This window comes from Nocardia sp. NPDC005998 (genome assembly GCF_040614395.1).
Lineage (GTDB): Bacteria > Actinomycetota > Actinomycetes > Mycobacteriales > Mycobacteriaceae > Nocardia.
This window is the reverse complement of the sequence record NZ_JBEXUI010000020.1, coordinates 1-16,818: the sequence shown is the minus strand read 5'-3', so window position 1 is coordinate 16,818 and position 16,818 is coordinate 1. Positions and strand designations below refer to the sequence as shown.

Genomic DNA, 16,818 nt, shown 5'->3' with positions numbered 1-16,818 from the left:
ATTGACAGACTCCATGCGACCGCTGACACTTATTTTCATTCCGTCCGCCGCGTCACCGGGGAGCTGCGTTGAACGCACTCAATCTCGCAGTCATCGTCATCTATCTCGTCGCTGTCGCGTGGATCGGCCTGCGGCTGTCCGGCAAACAGAAGTCCAGCAGCGACTATTTCGTCGGCGAGGGCCGAATGCCGTGGTGGACAGTGTGCCTCTCGGTGGTGGCCACCGAAACCAGTGTGCTCACAGTCATCTCGATTCCCGGCGGCGCGTACACCGATCAGGCTTTCGGAAATGTCGAGCTCGCCATCGGTTACATCATCGGGCGCACAATCGTGGCGATCGTGCTGATCCCGCTGTACAAGCGCGGCGGTTTCGTCAGCGCCTATCAATACCTCGAGCTGCGCTTCGGCCGCTATCTGCAGGGTGTGGCATCGGTGACCTTCGTGTTCACCCGGCTGCTCGCCGAGGGCGTGCGACTGTTCGCCTCCGCCATACCGATCAAGTTGCTGCTCAGCGAGTTCGGGCTCGACTTCGGCTACGACGCGATCATTATCGCGCTGACGCTGCTCACCGTCATATACACCTACCTGGGCGGCATCAAGGCGGTGATCTGGACCGATGCGCTGCAGATGGGCCTGTACCTCACCGGTGCGCTGATCGCGATCGGCGTGCTCACCGGTCACGTCGGGGCCTCGGGCTGGTCGGATGCACTGCACGCGGGCAAGTTCCGCGTCTTCGATACCGATTTCGGTGTCGCACACATACTGACCAGCACCTTCGCGCTCCCGACGGCGATAGTCGGCGGGGCGATCTTCGCGATGGCCTCACACGGTTCCGATCAGTTGATCGTGCAACGCATCCTGGCGACGCGGTCGCTGCGCGACAGTCAGAAGGCGATGATCGGTTCGGGCATCTTCGTTGCCATCCAGTTCGCCGCATTCTCCCTGGTCGGTGTGCTGCTGTGGTCCTACAACGGCGGAAAGACGGCCAAGGAACTCGGGCTGGCCAGCGCGGACAGTCTGTACCCCAATTTCATTCTGCACGGTCTGCCGGTGGTGATCTCCGGGTTGCTCGTCGCCGGAATCCTCGGCGCGGCAATGGGTTCGCTGTCCTCGGCACTGAATTCGATGGCGAATTCGACGGTCGCCGATATTGTTCGCAGCTTTTCACGCCGGACGCTCGCCGATGACACGCTGCTGCGACTCGCTCGGGTGATGACGCTGGTGTGGGCGGTGCTGATGGCGTTGTTCGCGATGGGTTTCAGCGCGACGACCGGCAATGTGTATCTGACGGCACTCACCATCGCCGGATACACCTACGGTGCGCTGCTCGGCGCATTCCTGCTCGGGCGGCTGGTGGCGCGCGCCAATCAGTTCGATGCGATCGTGGCGTTCATCGCCACGGTGATCGTGATGACGTTCGTGGTGCGGGTCGTCAAGATCGATGTCACTGTTGCGGGGAAGGTGGTCGAAAAGGGTATCGCGGCGCAGTGGTTGGTGCCGATCGGTGTGCTCGTGACCCTGGTAGTCGGGGCGATCGCGAGTCTGTTCCATCCCGCATCCACGCCGCAAGAGCCGGAACCTGTTGCGGCGGTGGCATAGTGCGCGTCATCGGTTTGATGTCGGGGACATCGCACGATGCGATCGATGCCGTGGGCGCAGATATCGTCCTGCGGGACGAGACCGTGCACGTCGAACTCATCGGACAGCTCAGCCGGCCGTATCCCGGCTCGTTGCGATCGGAACTCATCGCCGCCTTGCCGCCGGGTTCGGTCGATATGGCGACCGTGTGCCGATTGGATACCGCGATCGGTCGGGCCTTCGCCGATGCGGCCGCCGCCGGGATGGACGAATTCTTCGGCGGCAGTGCCGATCTCATCGCATCGCACGGTCAGACCGTTTACCACTGGGTGTCCGACGGCGCGACCCGTGGCACCCTGCAGCTCGGTCAGCCCGCTTGGATCGCCGAACGCACCGGTGTACCGGTTGTCAGCGACTTTCGTTCGCGCGATATCGCCGCGGGCGGGCAGGGCGCGCCGCTCGTCGGGCACTTCGATGTGCTGTGGCTGGCCGGGCGCCCGGGGCGTGCGGCGGTACTGAATATCGGCGGGATCGCCAATGTCACCGTCACCGGTGATCAGCCGGTCGCCTTCGACGCCGGACCCGGGAACGCGTTGATCGATGCCGCGGTCGAACGCGGCACCGGCGGTGCCGCGCATTTCGATCGCGATGGAGTGCGCGCCGCGCGTGGGAAGGTCGACGCGCGGTTGCTGGAAACCCTTCTCGCGGAACCCTATTACCGCGCAGTGGCACCGAAGACAACCGGGAAGGAGCTGTTCAACCATGCCTATCTGGAGCGCGTGTTGGACGGCCGTACCTTATCCACCGACGATATTGTCGCGAGTGTGACCGAGCTGACCGCACGCACCATCGCCGACGCCCTCGCGCCGCTGCGCCCGACCGAAGTCATCGTCTCGGGCGGCGGAACGCGCAATCCCACCTTGATGGCGCTGCTCGGCGCGCACTTGGACGACGCGAAACTGTGCACCTCCGATGAACTCGGACTCCCCTCGGCCGCGAAGGAGGCCACCGCATTCGCCGTGCTCGGCTTCCTTACCGCACACGGCCTCGCGGGCAGCCATCCCGCCTGTACCGGAGCCAGACGCGCCGCCATACTCGGGTCGATCACCCCGGGAGCGGCCGGGTTCACGCTGCCCGCCGCTCCCACCACTGTGCCCCGACGACTCAGGGTGAACCATGTCCGAGGGTGATGACGTACGAACTCGCCTGCTGGCGGCGCTGCCGCGGCTCACACCGACCGCGCTGCGCGTCGCGCAGGTGATCCGGCACGATCCGGGCGCTGCCGCACAGCTGACGGTGAGCCAACTCGCCGAGCGGTCGGGGACCAGCACGTCGGCGGTGGTGCGGCTGGCCAAAACGCTGGGCTACGAGGGTTATCCGCAGCTGCGACTCGCCTTGGCCGCGGTCGGTGGCGATGAGGGATCGCCGGTCTTCGCCACCGATATCGATGCCGATGACGAACTGTCGAAGGTGCTGCACAAACTCACCGCCTTCGAAACCGAGGGCATGGTGGCGACCGCGGAGCTCGCCGATCCGGCGACGATGGAGTCCGTCGTCGATGCACTGGTGGGTGCGCGCCGCGTGCTGCTCGTCGGCATCGGCGCCTCCGGACTCGTCGCGATGGATATGGCACAGAAGCTGACACGCATCGGAATGTGGTGCGCCGCATGCACATCCGAAGACGATGCGCTGGTACAGGCCAGCCTGCTGGAGGCGGGCGATGTGAGCGTCGCATTCTCGCATTCGGGTGAAACCGCCGCGGTCGTCGAAGCGGTGCGCCGAGCCGCCGAAGCGGGGGTGACCACGGTCGCAGTGACGGCCGGAACGCATTCCGGACTCGCGAATTCCGCCAGGCACACGGTGCTGGTTGCCGGGCGCGAAGACGGATTCCGTTCCGCGGCAATGGCCAGCCGCATGAGCCAGCTGCTGATCGTCGACGCACTGTACGTCGGAGTCCTGCAACGCACACCGTCCGCCGCCAAAGCCCTGCGTCGCACCTACGAGGCGGTGGCCGATCGCCGAACCAAGGAGGCCGAATGAATTTCGTGACATCGGTGGCACGGTGAGCGAAATCGGTTCGCTGACAACGGAAGCGGTCAATCCGCGCACCACCACACTCGACTCGATGCCGATCGACGAGTTGTTGCGCACCATGAACGCCGAGGACGCCGGTGTGGCTTCGGCGGTGGCGCAGGCGCTTGCGGAGATCGCACGGGCGGTCGAGTTGATCGTCGAAGCGCGGCAGCGCGGCGGCCGACTGATCTATGTCGGCGCGGGCACCAGTGGCCGTCTCGGCGTACTCGATGCGGTGGAATGCCCACCGACCTTCGGCACTAATCCCGGGGAGGTGCTGGGGATCATCGCGGGCGGACCGCAGGCATTCCTGCGCGCGGTCGAGGGCGCCGAGGACGATCCGACCCGTGCCGCTGCCGACCTGTCCGCCATCGAGCTCACCCGCGACGATGTGGTCGTGGCACTGGCCGCGAGCGGACGAACTCCCTACGCCATCGGCGCGTTGCGACAGGCCCGCTCGATCGGCGCCGCGACGGTCGCCATCTCGTGCAACCGCAATGCCGAGGCCAGCGCACACGCCGACGTCGGCATCGAAATCGACACGGGCCCTGAGGTTTTGACCGGTTCCACCCGCCTGAAAGCGGGCACCGCACAGAAGATGGTGTGCAATATGCTCTCCACCGCCGCCATGGTCCAAGCGGGCAAGGTCTACGGCAATCTGATGGTGGACGTAAAGCCGACCAACGCCAAACTCATCGACCGTGCCCGCCGCATCATCGCCGAAGCAACCGAAGCCGATCCCGCCACCGCCGCAGCACTTTTGGACGCAGCCGGCGGCCAAGTCAAAACCGCCATCGTCATGCGTCTGGCCGGAGTAGACGCACCAGCGGCACGGCGCCTTCTGCACGACGCGGACGGTCGGGTGCGCGACGCCATCGGCTAGATACTGCTCCTACGCCACCGGCAGGCTCACTGATACTCGGGCGTCGGCGGAATCGGCTTGCCGTCCGCCACCGCCGTCACCACAGCATCGGCCTCGTCGGCGCGGTACTCCTCGCCGTATACCGCACCGTCGCGGCGCGGGGCCTCCATAACCGCGGCGGCCGCGGTCGCACCGAGATCCACCGGCACGAACCCGGCGTCGGCTATGAGCCCGGCTACGATCAGCTTGGCTTCCGCGTCGTCACCGCAGAGCCACTGCACCACCCGGTCAGCGCCGACTCGGTGGGCGGCCTCGGCCTGGAAGCTCGAGGTCAGCGTGTTGAACGACTTGGTGTAGCGCGCGCCGGCCATCCGCTCGGCATTGAACTGCGCGGCCGTCACACCTTCCGGTGGCTGCGGTGCACCGAACTGATTCGTGGTGTCGATGACGATCTTGCCCGCGAGGGATCCCACCTGCGCCAACGCCTCCGGCAGCACCGGCCACGGCATCGAGATCACCACGACATCGGAGATCGCGACCGTCGCGGCGGGTGCACCGACCGTGACGTCGCGCCCGATGTCGGCGGCCAAGGCCGTGAGCGTGTCCGGATTCCGGCTGAAGGCCAGTTGAATCTGGTGCCCCGCCATGGCCAGTTGGCGGGCGATACCGCCGCCGATCCGGCCCGCACCGATGACGCCTATTCTCATACCACTCCTCGGTAACCGAAATTCTCCCGACGCATTGCTGGAACTGCGCGGGGCCAATCGTTTTCGACGCTACCCTGACTCACAGTTCCGCGGCCCGGCGGAACGCTGTGTCGGCAATTCGGAGGCACCATGTTGTCCCTGCAGGAGATTTCGGACCGTTTGGAGATCGAGGACCTCATGGTCCGGTACTCGCATGCGGTCGACACCCAACAGTGGGATCTGCTCGATGATGTCTTCACTCCGGATGCGCATATCGACTATTCGGCTATGGGCGGCGCGGTGGGGGATCTCGAATCGACGAAGAAATTTCTCGCGACCATCATGCCGAACTTCCTTGCGTTCCAGCATCTGATCAGCAATACGTCGATCACCGTTGATGGTGACATCGCCACCGGGCGCACGATGTGCCACAACCCGATGCTGGTCTCGACCGGTGAAGGTCAGCAGAGCCTGATGCTGTGTGGGCTCTGGTATCTCGACACCTTCGAGCGTATCGATGGCCGGTGGTGGATCAAGCGGCGTGTCGAGGAGAAGAGCTTCATGTTCGTCGCGCCGGGTACTGCCTGAATACGAACCGAGGCTCCCGGATTCGGGAGCCTCGATTTTATTTGGTCAGTCCTGTTGGCATTTGTCGCCGCCGCATGAGCACGTACCGCCCTCCTGGCAACCGCACCGGCAATCGGGACCGCAGGCACAGGGCGCAACGCTGGGAACCATCGCAGAACCTTTCCGAAGTAGGGATTGCTGCCCGAGAACACCACCGAGATATAGCTGGAAAGCATAGTTGCGCGTTATCGGGATACCTTTGCGCGGACCATAACGATCGCGATGGCCTCAGCCGGTCTTGTGCGCAACGGCAAAGACCCGCCGGAACGGCAGTCAGGTGGTGCCGTCGGGTTGGCGCGGGTAGGCCGCACGCAATAGTGGCGCCAGCTGTGCGATGAACTCCTGCCAGCCCGCGTCGTCGAGTGCATCGCGCACCGGGCGCAAAGCGGTTCCGGTGACCCACTCCACGTTCGGCCAGCGATGCGGTGAGATGTCCCGGACCACAGCCGAGATCGACGACACGGCGTGGATCCTCGGCCCCTATTCGACCCAGCAGATCGAAGAACGGGCGCGAGCGGTGGTCACCGAAGGCCAGATACTTCTTGGGATCCCACATCGGCAGCTCCAGTCGTCGACTCAACCAAGCCGTACGTACGTACTGTATTCCCGCGAAGGTCCATCCGGCAAGGAGCGTGTTGGAATTTCGAACCCGTCCTCGGAGTTGGTGCGGGTGACACCGTGAACGATGGGAGTGCAGTGAACGATTTCAACGCGCAGGTGATCGACGAGTTCCGCGCGAACGAGGGCAAGGTCGGTGGCATGTTCGAAGGTGCCCGGATGGTGCTGATCACGACGACGGGCGCCAAGTCCGGCCGCCAGGTCACCAGCCCGCTGGTCTACCTCCCGGACGGCGAGCGCATCGTGCTCATCGCCTCGAACGGCGGCGCGGACAAGCATCCGGCCTGGTACCACAATCTGCGTGCGAATCCGGAGTTCACCGTGGAGATCGGCACCGAGAGTTACCCGGCGAAGGCCGAGGTGGTGACCGGTACCGAACGCGACGAACTGTATGCGCGAATGGTCGAGATCATGCCGGGTTTCGGCGAATACCAGGCCAACACGTCCCGGGTGATTCCGGTCGTCGCGGTGCATCGCCAGCAGGCCTGACTCGGTTGAGCCGCGGTCACGTGGGGCCGCGGCTCAACCGTGCCGATCTCGATGTGGCACCACATATCCGGCTGATCAGGATTTGTCGCCGAACCACCGGCGCAGCGCCTCGAGCAGCCCGGCATGCACGCCGGAGTCCGCGGCCCAGGCCACATAGCCATCCGGGCGGATCAATAGCGCGGAAAGCTCCCGTGGTGCAACGGGTTTCGCCGTGACGATGCGTACCGCATCGGACCACGGTGCGGCGATCGCCCGAAGGTCCTGGGAATCGGTGAGGTCCAACAGGATTGCGCGCCCGTCGGTGCAGTGCGCGCCGAGCCGACTACCGTCGGAGAGTTCGATATCCGGCGTGACCGCGCCGATCAGGTCGTGTCCGGTGCCGAGGTCGTAGCGGTGCAGTACACCGGAGATCTTCTTGAAGATGGCGGTCGCGCCGTCGCGGGTCGCGAGCAGATCGGTCATCACACCGCGTAATGCCCTGCTGCGCTGGTCGAGTCGCATCAGGGGGATCTGGGCGCGGGTCCACTCCAGCACCCACGCGCCGACCGGATGCCGTTCGGTGGTGTAGGTATCGAGCAGGGTCTCGTTCGCATCGCCGCGCACCACGGCGGCCAGTTTCCAGCCCAGGTTGACCGCGTCGCCGATGCCGAGATTGAGGCCCTGTCCGCCGAACGGCGAATGCACATGGGCCGCATCGCCCGCCAACAGGATACGGCCGTTGCGGTAGTCGGTGACCTGGCGGGTGTTATCGGTGAACCGGGTCGCGGAGTGCACGGCAGTGATCTCGACCGGCACTCCCGAGACCGCGCGCAGGCTGGCCTGCAATTCGGCCGCGGTCACCGGCGCGGTGCGATCGGCGGGCGGGCCGTCGAGTTCCACCGTGGCGATACGACCCGGCATCGGGCCGTTGACATAGATTCCATTGTCGGTGGAGTTCCAGCCGGGTCGCAGCTGTTCCGCGCCGGTCATCTCGACCAGCGCCTGATGTCCGGTGATCTCCGGATCCAGCCCCGGAAAATCGAATCCGGCCTGTTTGCGGACCGTGCTGCGGCCGCCGTCGCACCCGACCAACCAGTCCGCGCGGACGGTATCGTCGCCGACGCGAATGGTGACACCGGTTCCGTCGTCATCGAATTCGGTCAGCTCGACGCCGCGACGGATCTGGACGCCGAGCTCGGCGGCGCGCCGGGCCAGGATCGCCTCGATCCCCTGCTGGGCCACCATGACCGCCTCGGCGCCCGGGCCCAGGTCGGCGAAGGCCGGATCGTCGAAGTCGACATGGGATGTACTGAGCATGATGCCCGCGAAATGACCGACGAACGGCGGGCGCTTGGCGGTCGCCTCGGGGCTCAGGTACGTACCGGCGGCGCGAAAGCGCTCCAGTGCGGCGTTCTGCTGTTCGAGCAGATCGGGCAGCAGTCCGCGCCGGTAGAAGGCTTGTGCGGTGGGCACATTGATGCCACCGGCCTTGATGGTCATATCGGGTTCCATCAGCCGTTCGACCACCAGCACATCCACGCCGCCGAGGCGCAGTTCGCCCGCCAGCATCAGCCCGACCGGTCCGGCTCCCACGATGACCACATCGAATGTCTCGTTCATGAATCCGACTCTGCCGTTCGATAGTTGCGGAGGTCTTGCGTCGGCTTGCGTATGCCTTGCGTCGGTCCCTGCCGTGCTGGTGGCCGGTGCCGGCCTGCACCACCGCCGCGCATCCTCGGCCATTCCGAAGTTGTGCGAGCTGATGGATTCTGTGGTCTTGGGGCGGCGCGGCGTAGAGAATCGAGTCGGACGAAGGAGACCCATGGAACCGATCGTTTCCGTCACCGGCGGCAAGATTCGTGGCCGGACGACCGCCGGAGTGAGCGCATTTCTCGGAGTGCCGTATGCGGCGGCGCCGGTGGGGCCCGCGCGGTTCCGGCTGCCGTCGCGGGTGCCGGACTGGCAGGGCGTTCGGGATGCGCTCACCCATGGCGCCACCTGTGTGCAATCGCCGTATGCCCCGCCGATTCACGCGCTGATCGGCAGTGACGGGATACCGGGCGACGAATATCTGAATGTCAATGTGTGGACGCCGGATCCGGGCGGTTCGGGACTGCCGGTCATGGTGTGGATTCACGGCGGTGCCTATGTCCGGGGGTCCAATGCGAGGGCGATCTACGACGGTGCGGGGTTCGCGCGCGATGGGGTCGTGCTGGTTTCGATCAACTATCGGCTCGGCATTTCCGGATTCGCGGCGGTGGCGGACGCTCCGCTCAACCGCGGACTGCACGATCAACTGTTCGCCCTGCGGTGGGTGCAGGAGAACATCGAATCGTTCGGCGGGGATCCGAACCGGGTCACGATATTCGGTGAGTCGGCGGGCGGGATGAGTGTGGCACTGCTGATGGCTTCGCCGCTGTCGCGCGGATTGTTCCGGCAGGCGATTATGCAGAGCGGCAATGGCTCCGCGGCAGTCGCCGCCGAAGATGCGCGCAAACTGGCCGGTGAATTGGCCACGATGCTCGGGATCAATACCGTAGCGGACGATTTCGGGCGCCTCGGCCCGGATGAACTGCGTGCCGCGCAGGATGCGCTCGCACTCGAGTTGATGAGCGATCCGGATCCGGAGCGCTGGGGTTCGTCGATCATCGCGAACGGGCTCGGCATCATGAGTTTGCTTCCTGTGATCGATGGTGAGGTGGTCGAGGGTAGGCCGCTCAATGTGCTCGCCGAGCAGACTGAGCGGGCCGTGCCGTTCATCGCGGGATGCACTGCGGAGGAGTTCCGCTTCTTTACGGTCCCGACCGGTATTGCCGCCGGAATCACCACGGAGACATTGCCTTTCGTACTGGCTCGCTATGGAATGGATCCCGCGCTAGCGGATATCTATGGAGCGAACCGCCCGGCGGCCGCACCCGCGGATATCTTTGCCGCGATCATCACTGATCGGGCCTTCCGTTCCGACACCTTGCACCTCGCGCAATCGATCGCCGCGGCGGGCGCGCCGACCTACGCCTACGAGTTCGCCTGGCCGTCGGGCATCGACGGGCTCGGTGCGTGCCACGTACTGGAGGTGCCCTTCGTCTTCGATGCGCTCAACGGTGCGCACGCACTGACCGGTCCCAACCCACCCCAGGCACTGGCCGACGAAATCCATTCGGCGTGGGTGGCTTTCGCCGAGCACGGCAATCCCGGATGGCCACAGTTCGAACCCGATACACGGCTGGTGCGGATCTTCAACAGCCCGGAATCGGTCGACGTCAGTGATCCGCGTGCGGATGAGTTGGCGGCGTTGCGGAAGTCCGTCGCCTAGGCCGGGTGCTCGCCGCTGGAAGAGAGGTTCATGTGTCAGATGGGCAGCGCGCCTGGCGTGACACCGTCGCGTCGCCCGTCAGCGGTCACGGCCAGCACCGGGTGACCTTTGACCCGGGTGTGCGGCCCAATCGTTGTCGGATCGACCGAGATACGTGCTGCAATGTCGGTGGCATAGCACCGGTCGACGTCGTTCGACCCGTCGGGATCGTCCTCATGGGGAAGGAGATAGCCGTGCTCGGCCAGGATCGGAGGACCGGTCTCGTAGGCCTCATCCTGATGGATGTAGGAACGGATGATCGTGCCGTGCTCGGCGATGCACCATCCGGTGGCGAAGCCGGATCCGTGATAGTCGTCCCAATTGAGATAGCCGTGGGCGGTGCCGAATCGGTGGCTGAGGGCCGCTGTGGTGTCCTCGAGATCGAGAGACCACACGAACGCGAGCGTCCATCCGTCGAGGACGGGGGTAACGTAGCCAACCTTCCCGTCCAAGATGAACCCATTCGAGGCCGCCGCCTGGCCGAGCCGCATCGTGACCGGCATCGGGTCTGACAGGTCGAGCGCGCCGAGCACGGCCGCCTGGTCGTGGGTGGGAATGGCGTACCACTGGCCGTCCGGGTCGAACGGCTCCGGTACTTCGTGGGGAATCCTGATCCTGATCAGGCGTTGAACCAGTGCCTGATCGGCGAGGTCGAGCCCGTCCCAGCCAACGATCTCCGCAAGTCCGGTGAGTGCGTGCCAGCGGTACGGGCTGGGTGAACGCCGCATCGCACGCAGCACGGGCACCACGCGCGGGCCGATCCCGCCGATCACATGGCTGGCCTCGCGACGCACGAAGTCGACGGGATCGGCGAGCAGTGGAAGCAGCGCGGGCAGGTGCGACAGTGATTCGTCGGGCAGTCGCCGAAACACCTGGCAGGCCGAGTAGCGCACATCCGGGTCCTCGTCGGCCAGCAATGGAAGCACCGCGGGAACGCATTCCGCGGCCCCGGTGCCCATGGCCGCGAACGCCGAACACGTCCATGACCGCACATTGCGACTTTCGTGGTGTAGCAACGGAACGAACATGTTCCGGTCTGATACCCGAAGCCCCTCGAGTGCTTGGCCGATGGGGTTCATCCGTGATGGTGCCCCGTTGTGGGCCCGAGGCGATGTGCCGTTCGCGAGCGCGTCCACCAGTGGCTGCAATGCCGGGTCGCCGATCTGTTGCAGCACCTCGACGTAATTATGGGCATACCAGCGATCGGAGTCGCGCAACGCCGCCACCAGCGGTCCTACCGCCAGCGCACTCGCCGCCACTAGCGCGTTGGCGGCGGCCTGCCGATGGCCCGGGTCGAGCGCCCTGAGTTGCTCGACCAACGAAGAAATGCGCATGGGCCACACCATAGGTAGAAACAATCGGTCCGTCGAATGTCTGCTGCCGGCCCTGGCGGTTCTCAGCCTGCAACCCGGTCGCGGGTGAGGTCCAGGCGGATGTTCATGTCGACCCGGAACCGGCCGTAGGGGTTGATATTGGACCAGAACAGCGGCGACATCGCGCGGCGCTCGTTCTCGCCGATCAGGTCGTGGAATTGTGGATCCTCCAAAACGGCCTGTAGCAGAAGGGTATTGATGTGCACCAACGCCGATTGCAACAGGTGCGGCGCCAGCATCGACACCTCGGCGTGCTCGCGGTCGGCGCCGGTGAGCGATGCCGACCGCGCGTAGCGTATCTGCTTGATGATCGGTGCTCTGGTCACTATCGTCATGGCTACGGACGCGCGAAGACCATGGGCCGGTATGGGTTAGTCCGGTCAGCTTCCGCTTCACACCGCACCATCGAGTGCGACCTGTGCGTCCCTTCCGTTGTTGTGCGCGAAGGGAGCGTCATGAGTTTTCGAGTGATCGTCATCGGGGCTGGTCTCGGTGGCCTCGGCCTCGCTCAGGGGTTACGCCGGGCCGGAATCGAAGTTGCTGTCTACGAACGCGATTCGGCGTTGACTTCCCGTCGACAGGGCTATCGGCTACACATCGACAGCCACGGCAGGGACGCCCTGGAACGATTGCTGCCGCCGCACCTGCTGCGGGTGTTCGGAGCCACTGCCGGACTGCCTGATCCGCGATTCACCGTGCTGAACCATCGACTCGAGCGGGTATTCATCCAGGCGGACGCGGATCCGGCGGCGGTGTCGCTGGCCGTCGACCGGCTCGTGCTGCGACAGTTGCTGCTCGCGGGTATCGAGGACGCGGTCGAATTCGGAAAGGAGTTGCGGCGCTATGAGATTCAGTGCGATGGTCGAGTTGTCGCACACTTCACCGACGGTAGCCGCGCCGAGGGTGATGTCCTCGTCGCCGCCGACGGCGTGAATTCCGCGGTGCGACACCAATATCTGTCGCATGCGCGGATCGTCGACACCGGGGTGCGCCAGCTCTACGGCGCGGTTCCGCTTACCGACCGCACGCGGAATCTGTTCGACGAAGATATGTTCGGCGTCTTCACCGTGATCACCGGACCGGAGGGCACCTACCTCGGTGTCGCGCCGGTACAGTTTCCCGTGCCGCCGCAGCGGGCCGGAGCGATGGCGGGCCTCGGGCTGCTGCCGGTATCCGATTACATGACATGCTCTTTCGGCGCGCGGCGGGAATGGTTCGCGGATTCGGCGGATACGTTGCGCGCGATGAACGGCACGCAACTGCACGCCATCATGACCGCGGCGACCGGGGACTGGCATCCGCGCGTGCGCGAGATCGTGGCGAACTGTGTGCCGGATTCACTGTTCGCACTCCCACTGCGCACCTGCGTTCCGATCGATCCGTGGCCGACCACCTCCGTGACCCTGCTCGGCGATGCGATCCATGCGATGAGTCCGGCGGCGGGTTCCGGTGCTTGCACGGCGCTGCGCGATGCGGCGCGGTTGACCGCCGCCCTGACCGACGCCGCCGCGGACGACGATCCGATCACCGCATTGCGTGCGTACGAAACCGCGATGATCGACTACGGATTCGCGGCGGTACGGGCCGGTGCGATCAACGGGCAACGTCACCTCGGACAGGATCCGCTACCGTGATCTTCAGCCGGACCTAGAACGAATGGGGGCCGCACCGATCTCGGGTGCGTCTCCCATCCCGTTTCGGCTCTACCGGGCGATCTGCACCTGGGTGGACTCAGCGTGATTCGAGCAGGCGGGGTGACGGACCGCTGGAAATCGTTGCGGCGGAGGCGCGCAATGCGGCGCGGGCCGCGACCACAGCCGGGTGCGCGCCAGTACCGCGCCGGTAGGCCAAGTGGGTTGTGCGGCGGGTCGGCAGGGCTGTCAGCACCACGCTGGGTGGTGGGGTGAGTGCGCCGAGTTCCGGGACGAGGGCGACGCCCTGTCCGGCCGCGACCAGTGCGAGGACGGTGCTGAAGTCGTCAACGTGGTGGCGAACCTGTGGCGTGAATCCGGCTGCCTGGCAAGCCCGGATCGTCATCGTGTGGCAGAGCGTGCCCGGAGTTCCGAGGATCCACGAGGCGGTGCGGTGTTGCGACAATGACGCGGCGGTGCGGGCGGCCAGGTAGATCGTCTCCTCCAGCAGCGGCTCGGTATCCAGAGCGGGACCGGGCTCGGCGGGCACATAGTCGTACTCCTGGACCAGCGCGATATCCAGCGTGTCGCTACGCAGCGCATCCGGGACGGTCGCCGGATCCAATTCCGTCACAAGCAGTTCCAGTTGCGGATGGTCTCGGCTGAGCGAGATCAGCGCCGGAGACAGGATTGTCGCGACTGCCGTCGGGAAGGCGCCGATGCGCAGCGTTCCGGTGAGCGCGGCGCGGGAGGCGGCGAGGTCGGCCGTCGCCTGCTCGAGCGCGGCGAGAATGGTTTCCGCGTGTTCTACCAGGGTGAGTGCGGCCGGTGTGAGGGTGACGCGCCGTCCGGTCCGCTCCAGCAGCGGCACACCGGCTTCCCGTTCCAGCGCGGTCAACTGCTGGGAGACCGCCGATGGCGTATAGCTCATCGCCTCGGCGACCGCCGCGATCGTCTTGCGGTGGGCCAATTCACGCAGCAGGCGCAGCTTACGGACATCGAGCATCAGTTCAGCTTATGCTTATCGGAACAAACGTGAACTGGACCTGAAGCAAGGGCGCGCGGCAGTCTGGGAATCATGACGCTCACCGGCCTCTTCGTTCCCCTGATCACGCCTTTCTCCGCCAACGGCGAATTGGCTGCCGATGCCCTTGCCGGTCTCGCCCACCAGGTACTCGACGACGGCGCGACAGGAATCGTCGCCCTCGGTACCACCGCCGAAACCGCCACCCTGACACCTGACGAGCGCCACCGCGTCCTCGACATCTGCGGCACCGTCTGCCGAGAACGCAACGCCCCATTGATCGCCGGTGCCGGCACGAACTCCACCGCCGCCTCGGCCGAAGCCCTCGCCGCCCTCGGCTCTACCGTCACCGCGGCGCTCACCGTCGTCCCCTACTACACCCGCCCCTCGGAAGCGGGCATCCTCGCTCACTTCCGCCATCTGGCCGCCACCAGTCCGGTCCCCCTTATCGTCTACAACGTTCCGCACCGTACCGGCCGCGCGCTGGGCCACGACACCCTGCGCCAACTGTCCAGCATCCCGAACATCATTGGCTTCAAACACGCTGTCGGCAGCATCGACGACACCACCATCACCCTGATGGGCACCCTCCCACCGGACGTCTCCGTCCTGGCGGGCGACGACCTACACGCCGCCCCACTCATCGCTCTCGGCGCATCGGGCGCCATCCTCGCCAGCGCCCACCTGGCCACCTCTGCCTTCGCCACCCTGATCCGCCTGTGGCACACCGGCCCCATCCCCGAAGCTCGCCGACTCACCCATCGCCTCACCCCCCTCTCCGCAGCCCTCTTCGCCGAACCCAACCCCGCTGTCATCAAATCCGCGCTGGCCGCCCAAGCCCGCATCCCCACCCCCGCCGTCCGCCTCCCCCTTCTCCCCGCATCCTCCGACACCACCGCCTCGGCCCTGGAAGCCCTGGCCCAAATCCCTACAACCGTCCCGGCCTGACTATCAGGACTTTGATCCCGGTGCTCTCGGAGTCCGATGACTCCGAGTCGCCCTGCATGACCTGCGGGGCTCGATCGCAACCTGTGGAACTTCATCGCAGCGCCCCGGTTTCCAATAACTGAGCACCACAACAGGATTCATCGCGCCCAACAACATCCCTGTAAATCCGCTACACATCGACTCCGGACCACCCGAGCGTCACGAGCTGCGTCGATGGGTTCCGACTGCCGCAACTGCATCACACGATGCCGCTCACGGTGCGGGAAGAAAGACGGTCTTTCGCGCCAGCCGCCCAGTGACCCACTGTTGCTGTCGCAGGATGCGTTGCGCCACAAAGGGTTCAGTGTCGGGCTGCATTCATGGTGCTGGTGCTCAGTCCTCGGCTGCGATAGCTGCCGGTGCGGCTTCGCTGACTCCGACTGGTCGCCTCTTGCGCCATCTGGCGTGGATCTCTACCTGATGTACGACAACTCCTGTGTTGCCCTGCTATTGCCGGTTGTTGAACAAACGTGGTCGGATGTAGCTGCCGATGACGGATTTACGTTGAGTTACTGGCAATTTCACATCGCTACATCTTGCTTGCTGTATGTTTGCAGTCGTCCGGCCACAACTTCGGGAGGTTTATCATGAAGGATGAGCGCGACCGATTCGCTGAGCTATCCGAGGTCAGGATGTGCTATCGCGACGAGGGTGATCCGGCGGGGGAACCGCTGCTGATGATCATGGGGCTGAGTTCGCAGCTGATCCACTGGCCCCAGGAAGTCGTCGACCACCTCGGCGAGCGGGGCTATCGGGTGATCCGTCCCGACAACCGCGACAGCGGTCTGACCGAGTGGAAGATCACGCCGAGCCAGTATTACCTGAGAGCGATCGCGCGCGACGCCGTCGAGTTGCTCGATCATCTCGGTATCGAGCAGGCACACGTCGTCGGTGCCTCGATGGGCGGGATGGTAGCCCAACTGCTCGCGATCGAGTACCCCGAGCGGGTGCGGTCGCTGTGTTCGATCATGAGCACGCCGCACATCAGCATCGGCATGGCCGATGGGGACGTGCTCCAAGAGCTGACCAAACCGCTCCCACCGGATCGTGACGAGGCGATCGAGCAGATCGTCCGTCTGTACGCGCTCATCGGCTCGAAGACCTACGCCGACAGCGAGCGTGAGCGCCGCTACGCGCTCGCGACCCACGCCTACGACCGCGCGCGCCACCCCGAGGGCCCGGGACGCCAGGTGACCGCGGCCATGATCGCCCCCGACCGCACGAGTAACCTGCAGCAACTGCGGCTGCCCGCGCTGGTCATTCACGGCGCCGAGGATTCACTCATCAAGATCGCAGGCGGCGAGGCCACCCACGCAGCGATCCCCGGATCGATCTACCTGCCATTCGACGCAATGGGCCACGACCTACCCGCGCCCCTGCTCGACGAAATTGTCGCGGCCATCGCCGAAAACGCGGCCAGGCGCCCCGCGGTCGTGTGAGGCCATCGCCGCACCCCTAGGTTGTCGCCGGCGCGAACAACCAATCGCCACGCGCCGCGGCGGCCACCGCATCGCGCGTCCTGCCCTCCGGCTGGGCGCCC

At 65.5% G+C, this 16,818-nt stretch carries 15 protein-coding genes and 1 pseudogene; 10 read left to right on the top strand and 6 right to left on the bottom strand.

Translation table 11 applies throughout. From position 1 onward, the window contains the following. The first annotated feature begins 68 nt into the window (after window positions 1-68). Genes ABZ293_RS24605 through murQ form a run of 4 tightly spaced genes read left to right on the top strand, consistent with a single transcriptional unit; the run spans window position 69 to window position 4,533 of the window. Entirely contained in the window at window positions 69-1,598 is a 1,530-nt protein-coding gene (locus tag ABZ293_RS24605) for a sodium:solute symporter (protein WP_355184193.1), read from the top strand. Continuing rightward, a complete protein-coding gene (locus ABZ293_RS24600) occupies window positions 1,598-2,767 on the top strand; it encodes an anhydro-N-acetylmuramic acid kinase (protein ID WP_355184191.1) in 1,170 nt (389 codons plus the stop codon). The genes ABZ293_RS24605 and ABZ293_RS24600 overlap by 1 nt, the downstream gene beginning before the upstream one ends. Continuing rightward, window positions 2,754-3,617 (top strand): MurR/RpiR family transcriptional regulator, encoded by an 864-nt coding sequence (locus ABZ293_RS24595; RefSeq protein ID WP_355184189.1) that lies wholly within the window; start codon window positions 2,754-2,756, stop codon window positions 3,615-3,617. The genes ABZ293_RS24600 and ABZ293_RS24595 overlap by 14 nt, the downstream gene beginning before the upstream one ends. A 22-nt stretch (window positions 3,618-3,639) precedes the next feature. Further along, on the top strand, window positions 3,640-4,533 hold the full coding sequence (gene murQ, locus ABZ293_RS24590) for an N-acetylmuramic acid 6-phosphate etherase (protein ID WP_355184187.1): 894 nt from the start codon (window positions 3,640-3,642) through the stop codon (window positions 4,531-4,533). 26 nt (window positions 4,534-4,559) lie between these two features. On the opposite strand, the gene ABZ293_RS24585 is transcribed toward murQ, so the two are convergent. Further along, the gene (locus ABZ293_RS24585) at window positions 4,560-5,219 is read right to left on the bottom strand and encodes an NAD(P)-binding domain-containing protein (RefSeq protein ID WP_355184185.1); all 660 of its coding nucleotides are present in this window, start codon (window positions 5,217-5,219) and stop codon (window positions 4,560-4,562) included. Between the two features lie 129 nt (window positions 5,220-5,348). On the opposite strand from ABZ293_RS24585, the gene ABZ293_RS24580 reads away from it, so the two are divergent. Next, entirely contained in the window at window positions 5,349-5,786 is a 438-nt protein-coding gene (locus ABZ293_RS24580) for a nuclear transport factor 2 family protein (RefSeq protein WP_355184183.1), read from the top strand. Between the two features lie 312 nt (window positions 5,787-6,098). On the opposite strand, the pseudogene ABZ293_RS24575 reads toward ABZ293_RS24580, so the two are convergent. Further along, a pseudogene (locus ABZ293_RS24575) lies at window positions 6,099-6,381 on the bottom strand (hypothetical protein). Window positions 6,382-6,521: 140 nt separating this feature from the next. On the opposite strand from ABZ293_RS24575, the gene ABZ293_RS24570 reads away from it, so the two are divergent. Then, window positions 6,522-6,932, top strand: coding sequence for a nitroreductase family deazaflavin-dependent oxidoreductase (locus ABZ293_RS24570; protein ID WP_355184181.1), 411 nt, complete (start codon window positions 6,522-6,524; stop codon window positions 6,930-6,932). 75 nt (window positions 6,933-7,007) lie between these two features. Here the strand turns inward: ABZ293_RS24570 and ABZ293_RS24565 are convergent, their stop codons facing one another. Then, window positions 7,008-8,531, bottom strand: a complete 1,524-nt coding sequence (locus ABZ293_RS24565; RefSeq protein ID WP_355184179.1) for an FAD-dependent monooxygenase — start codon at window positions 8,529-8,531, stop codon at window positions 7,008-7,010. Window positions 8,532-8,733: 202 nt separating this feature from the next. Between ABZ293_RS24565 and ABZ293_RS24560 the strand changes: the two genes are divergently transcribed. After that, entirely contained in the window at window positions 8,734-10,224 is a 1,491-nt protein-coding gene (locus ABZ293_RS24560) for a carboxylesterase family protein (protein WP_355184177.1), read from the top strand. 35 nt (window positions 10,225-10,259) lie between these two features. On the opposite strand, the gene ABZ293_RS24555 is transcribed toward ABZ293_RS24560, so the two are convergent. Then, window positions 10,260-11,597 (bottom strand): HEAT repeat domain-containing protein, encoded by a 1,338-nt coding sequence (locus ABZ293_RS24555; protein WP_355184175.1) that lies wholly within the window; start codon window positions 11,595-11,597, stop codon window positions 10,260-10,262. Window positions 11,598-11,659: 62 nt separating this feature from the next. Continuing rightward, window positions 11,660-11,962 carry a Tn3 family transposase gene (locus ABZ293_RS24550; RefSeq protein ID WP_355184173.1) on the bottom strand — a complete coding sequence of 101 codons (303 nt, stop codon included), beginning with the start codon at window positions 11,960-11,962 and terminating at the stop codon, window positions 11,660-11,662. Between the two features lie 129 nt (window positions 11,963-12,091). Between ABZ293_RS24550 and ABZ293_RS24545 the strand changes: the two genes are divergently transcribed. Next, on the top strand, window positions 12,092-13,270 hold the full coding sequence (locus tag ABZ293_RS24545; RefSeq protein WP_355184171.1) for an FAD-dependent monooxygenase: 1,179 nt from the start codon (window positions 12,092-12,094) through the stop codon (window positions 13,268-13,270). Between the two features lie 97 nt (window positions 13,271-13,367). Here the strand turns inward: ABZ293_RS24545 and ABZ293_RS24540 are convergent, their stop codons facing one another. Then, entirely contained in the window at window positions 13,368-14,273 is a 906-nt protein-coding gene (locus tag ABZ293_RS24540; protein WP_355184169.1) for a LysR substrate-binding domain-containing protein, read from the bottom strand. A 72-nt stretch (window positions 14,274-14,345) separates the two neighbouring features. Here ABZ293_RS24540 and dapA point away from each other — a divergent pair, with 72 nt between their 5' ends. Both dapA and ABZ293_RS24530 read left to right on the top strand, forming a co-directional pair. Further along, window positions 14,346-15,239: a 4-hydroxy-tetrahydrodipicolinate synthase gene (gene dapA, locus ABZ293_RS24535; protein WP_355184167.1), complete on the top strand. Its 894-nt coding sequence runs from the start codon at window positions 14,346-14,348 to the stop codon at window positions 15,237-15,239. A gap of 626 nt (window positions 15,240-15,865) precedes the next feature. Further along, window positions 15,866-16,717, top strand: coding sequence for an alpha/beta hydrolase (locus tag ABZ293_RS24530; protein WP_355184165.1), 852 nt, complete (start codon window positions 15,866-15,868; stop codon window positions 16,715-16,717). Window positions 16,718-16,818 lie beyond the last annotated feature (101 nt).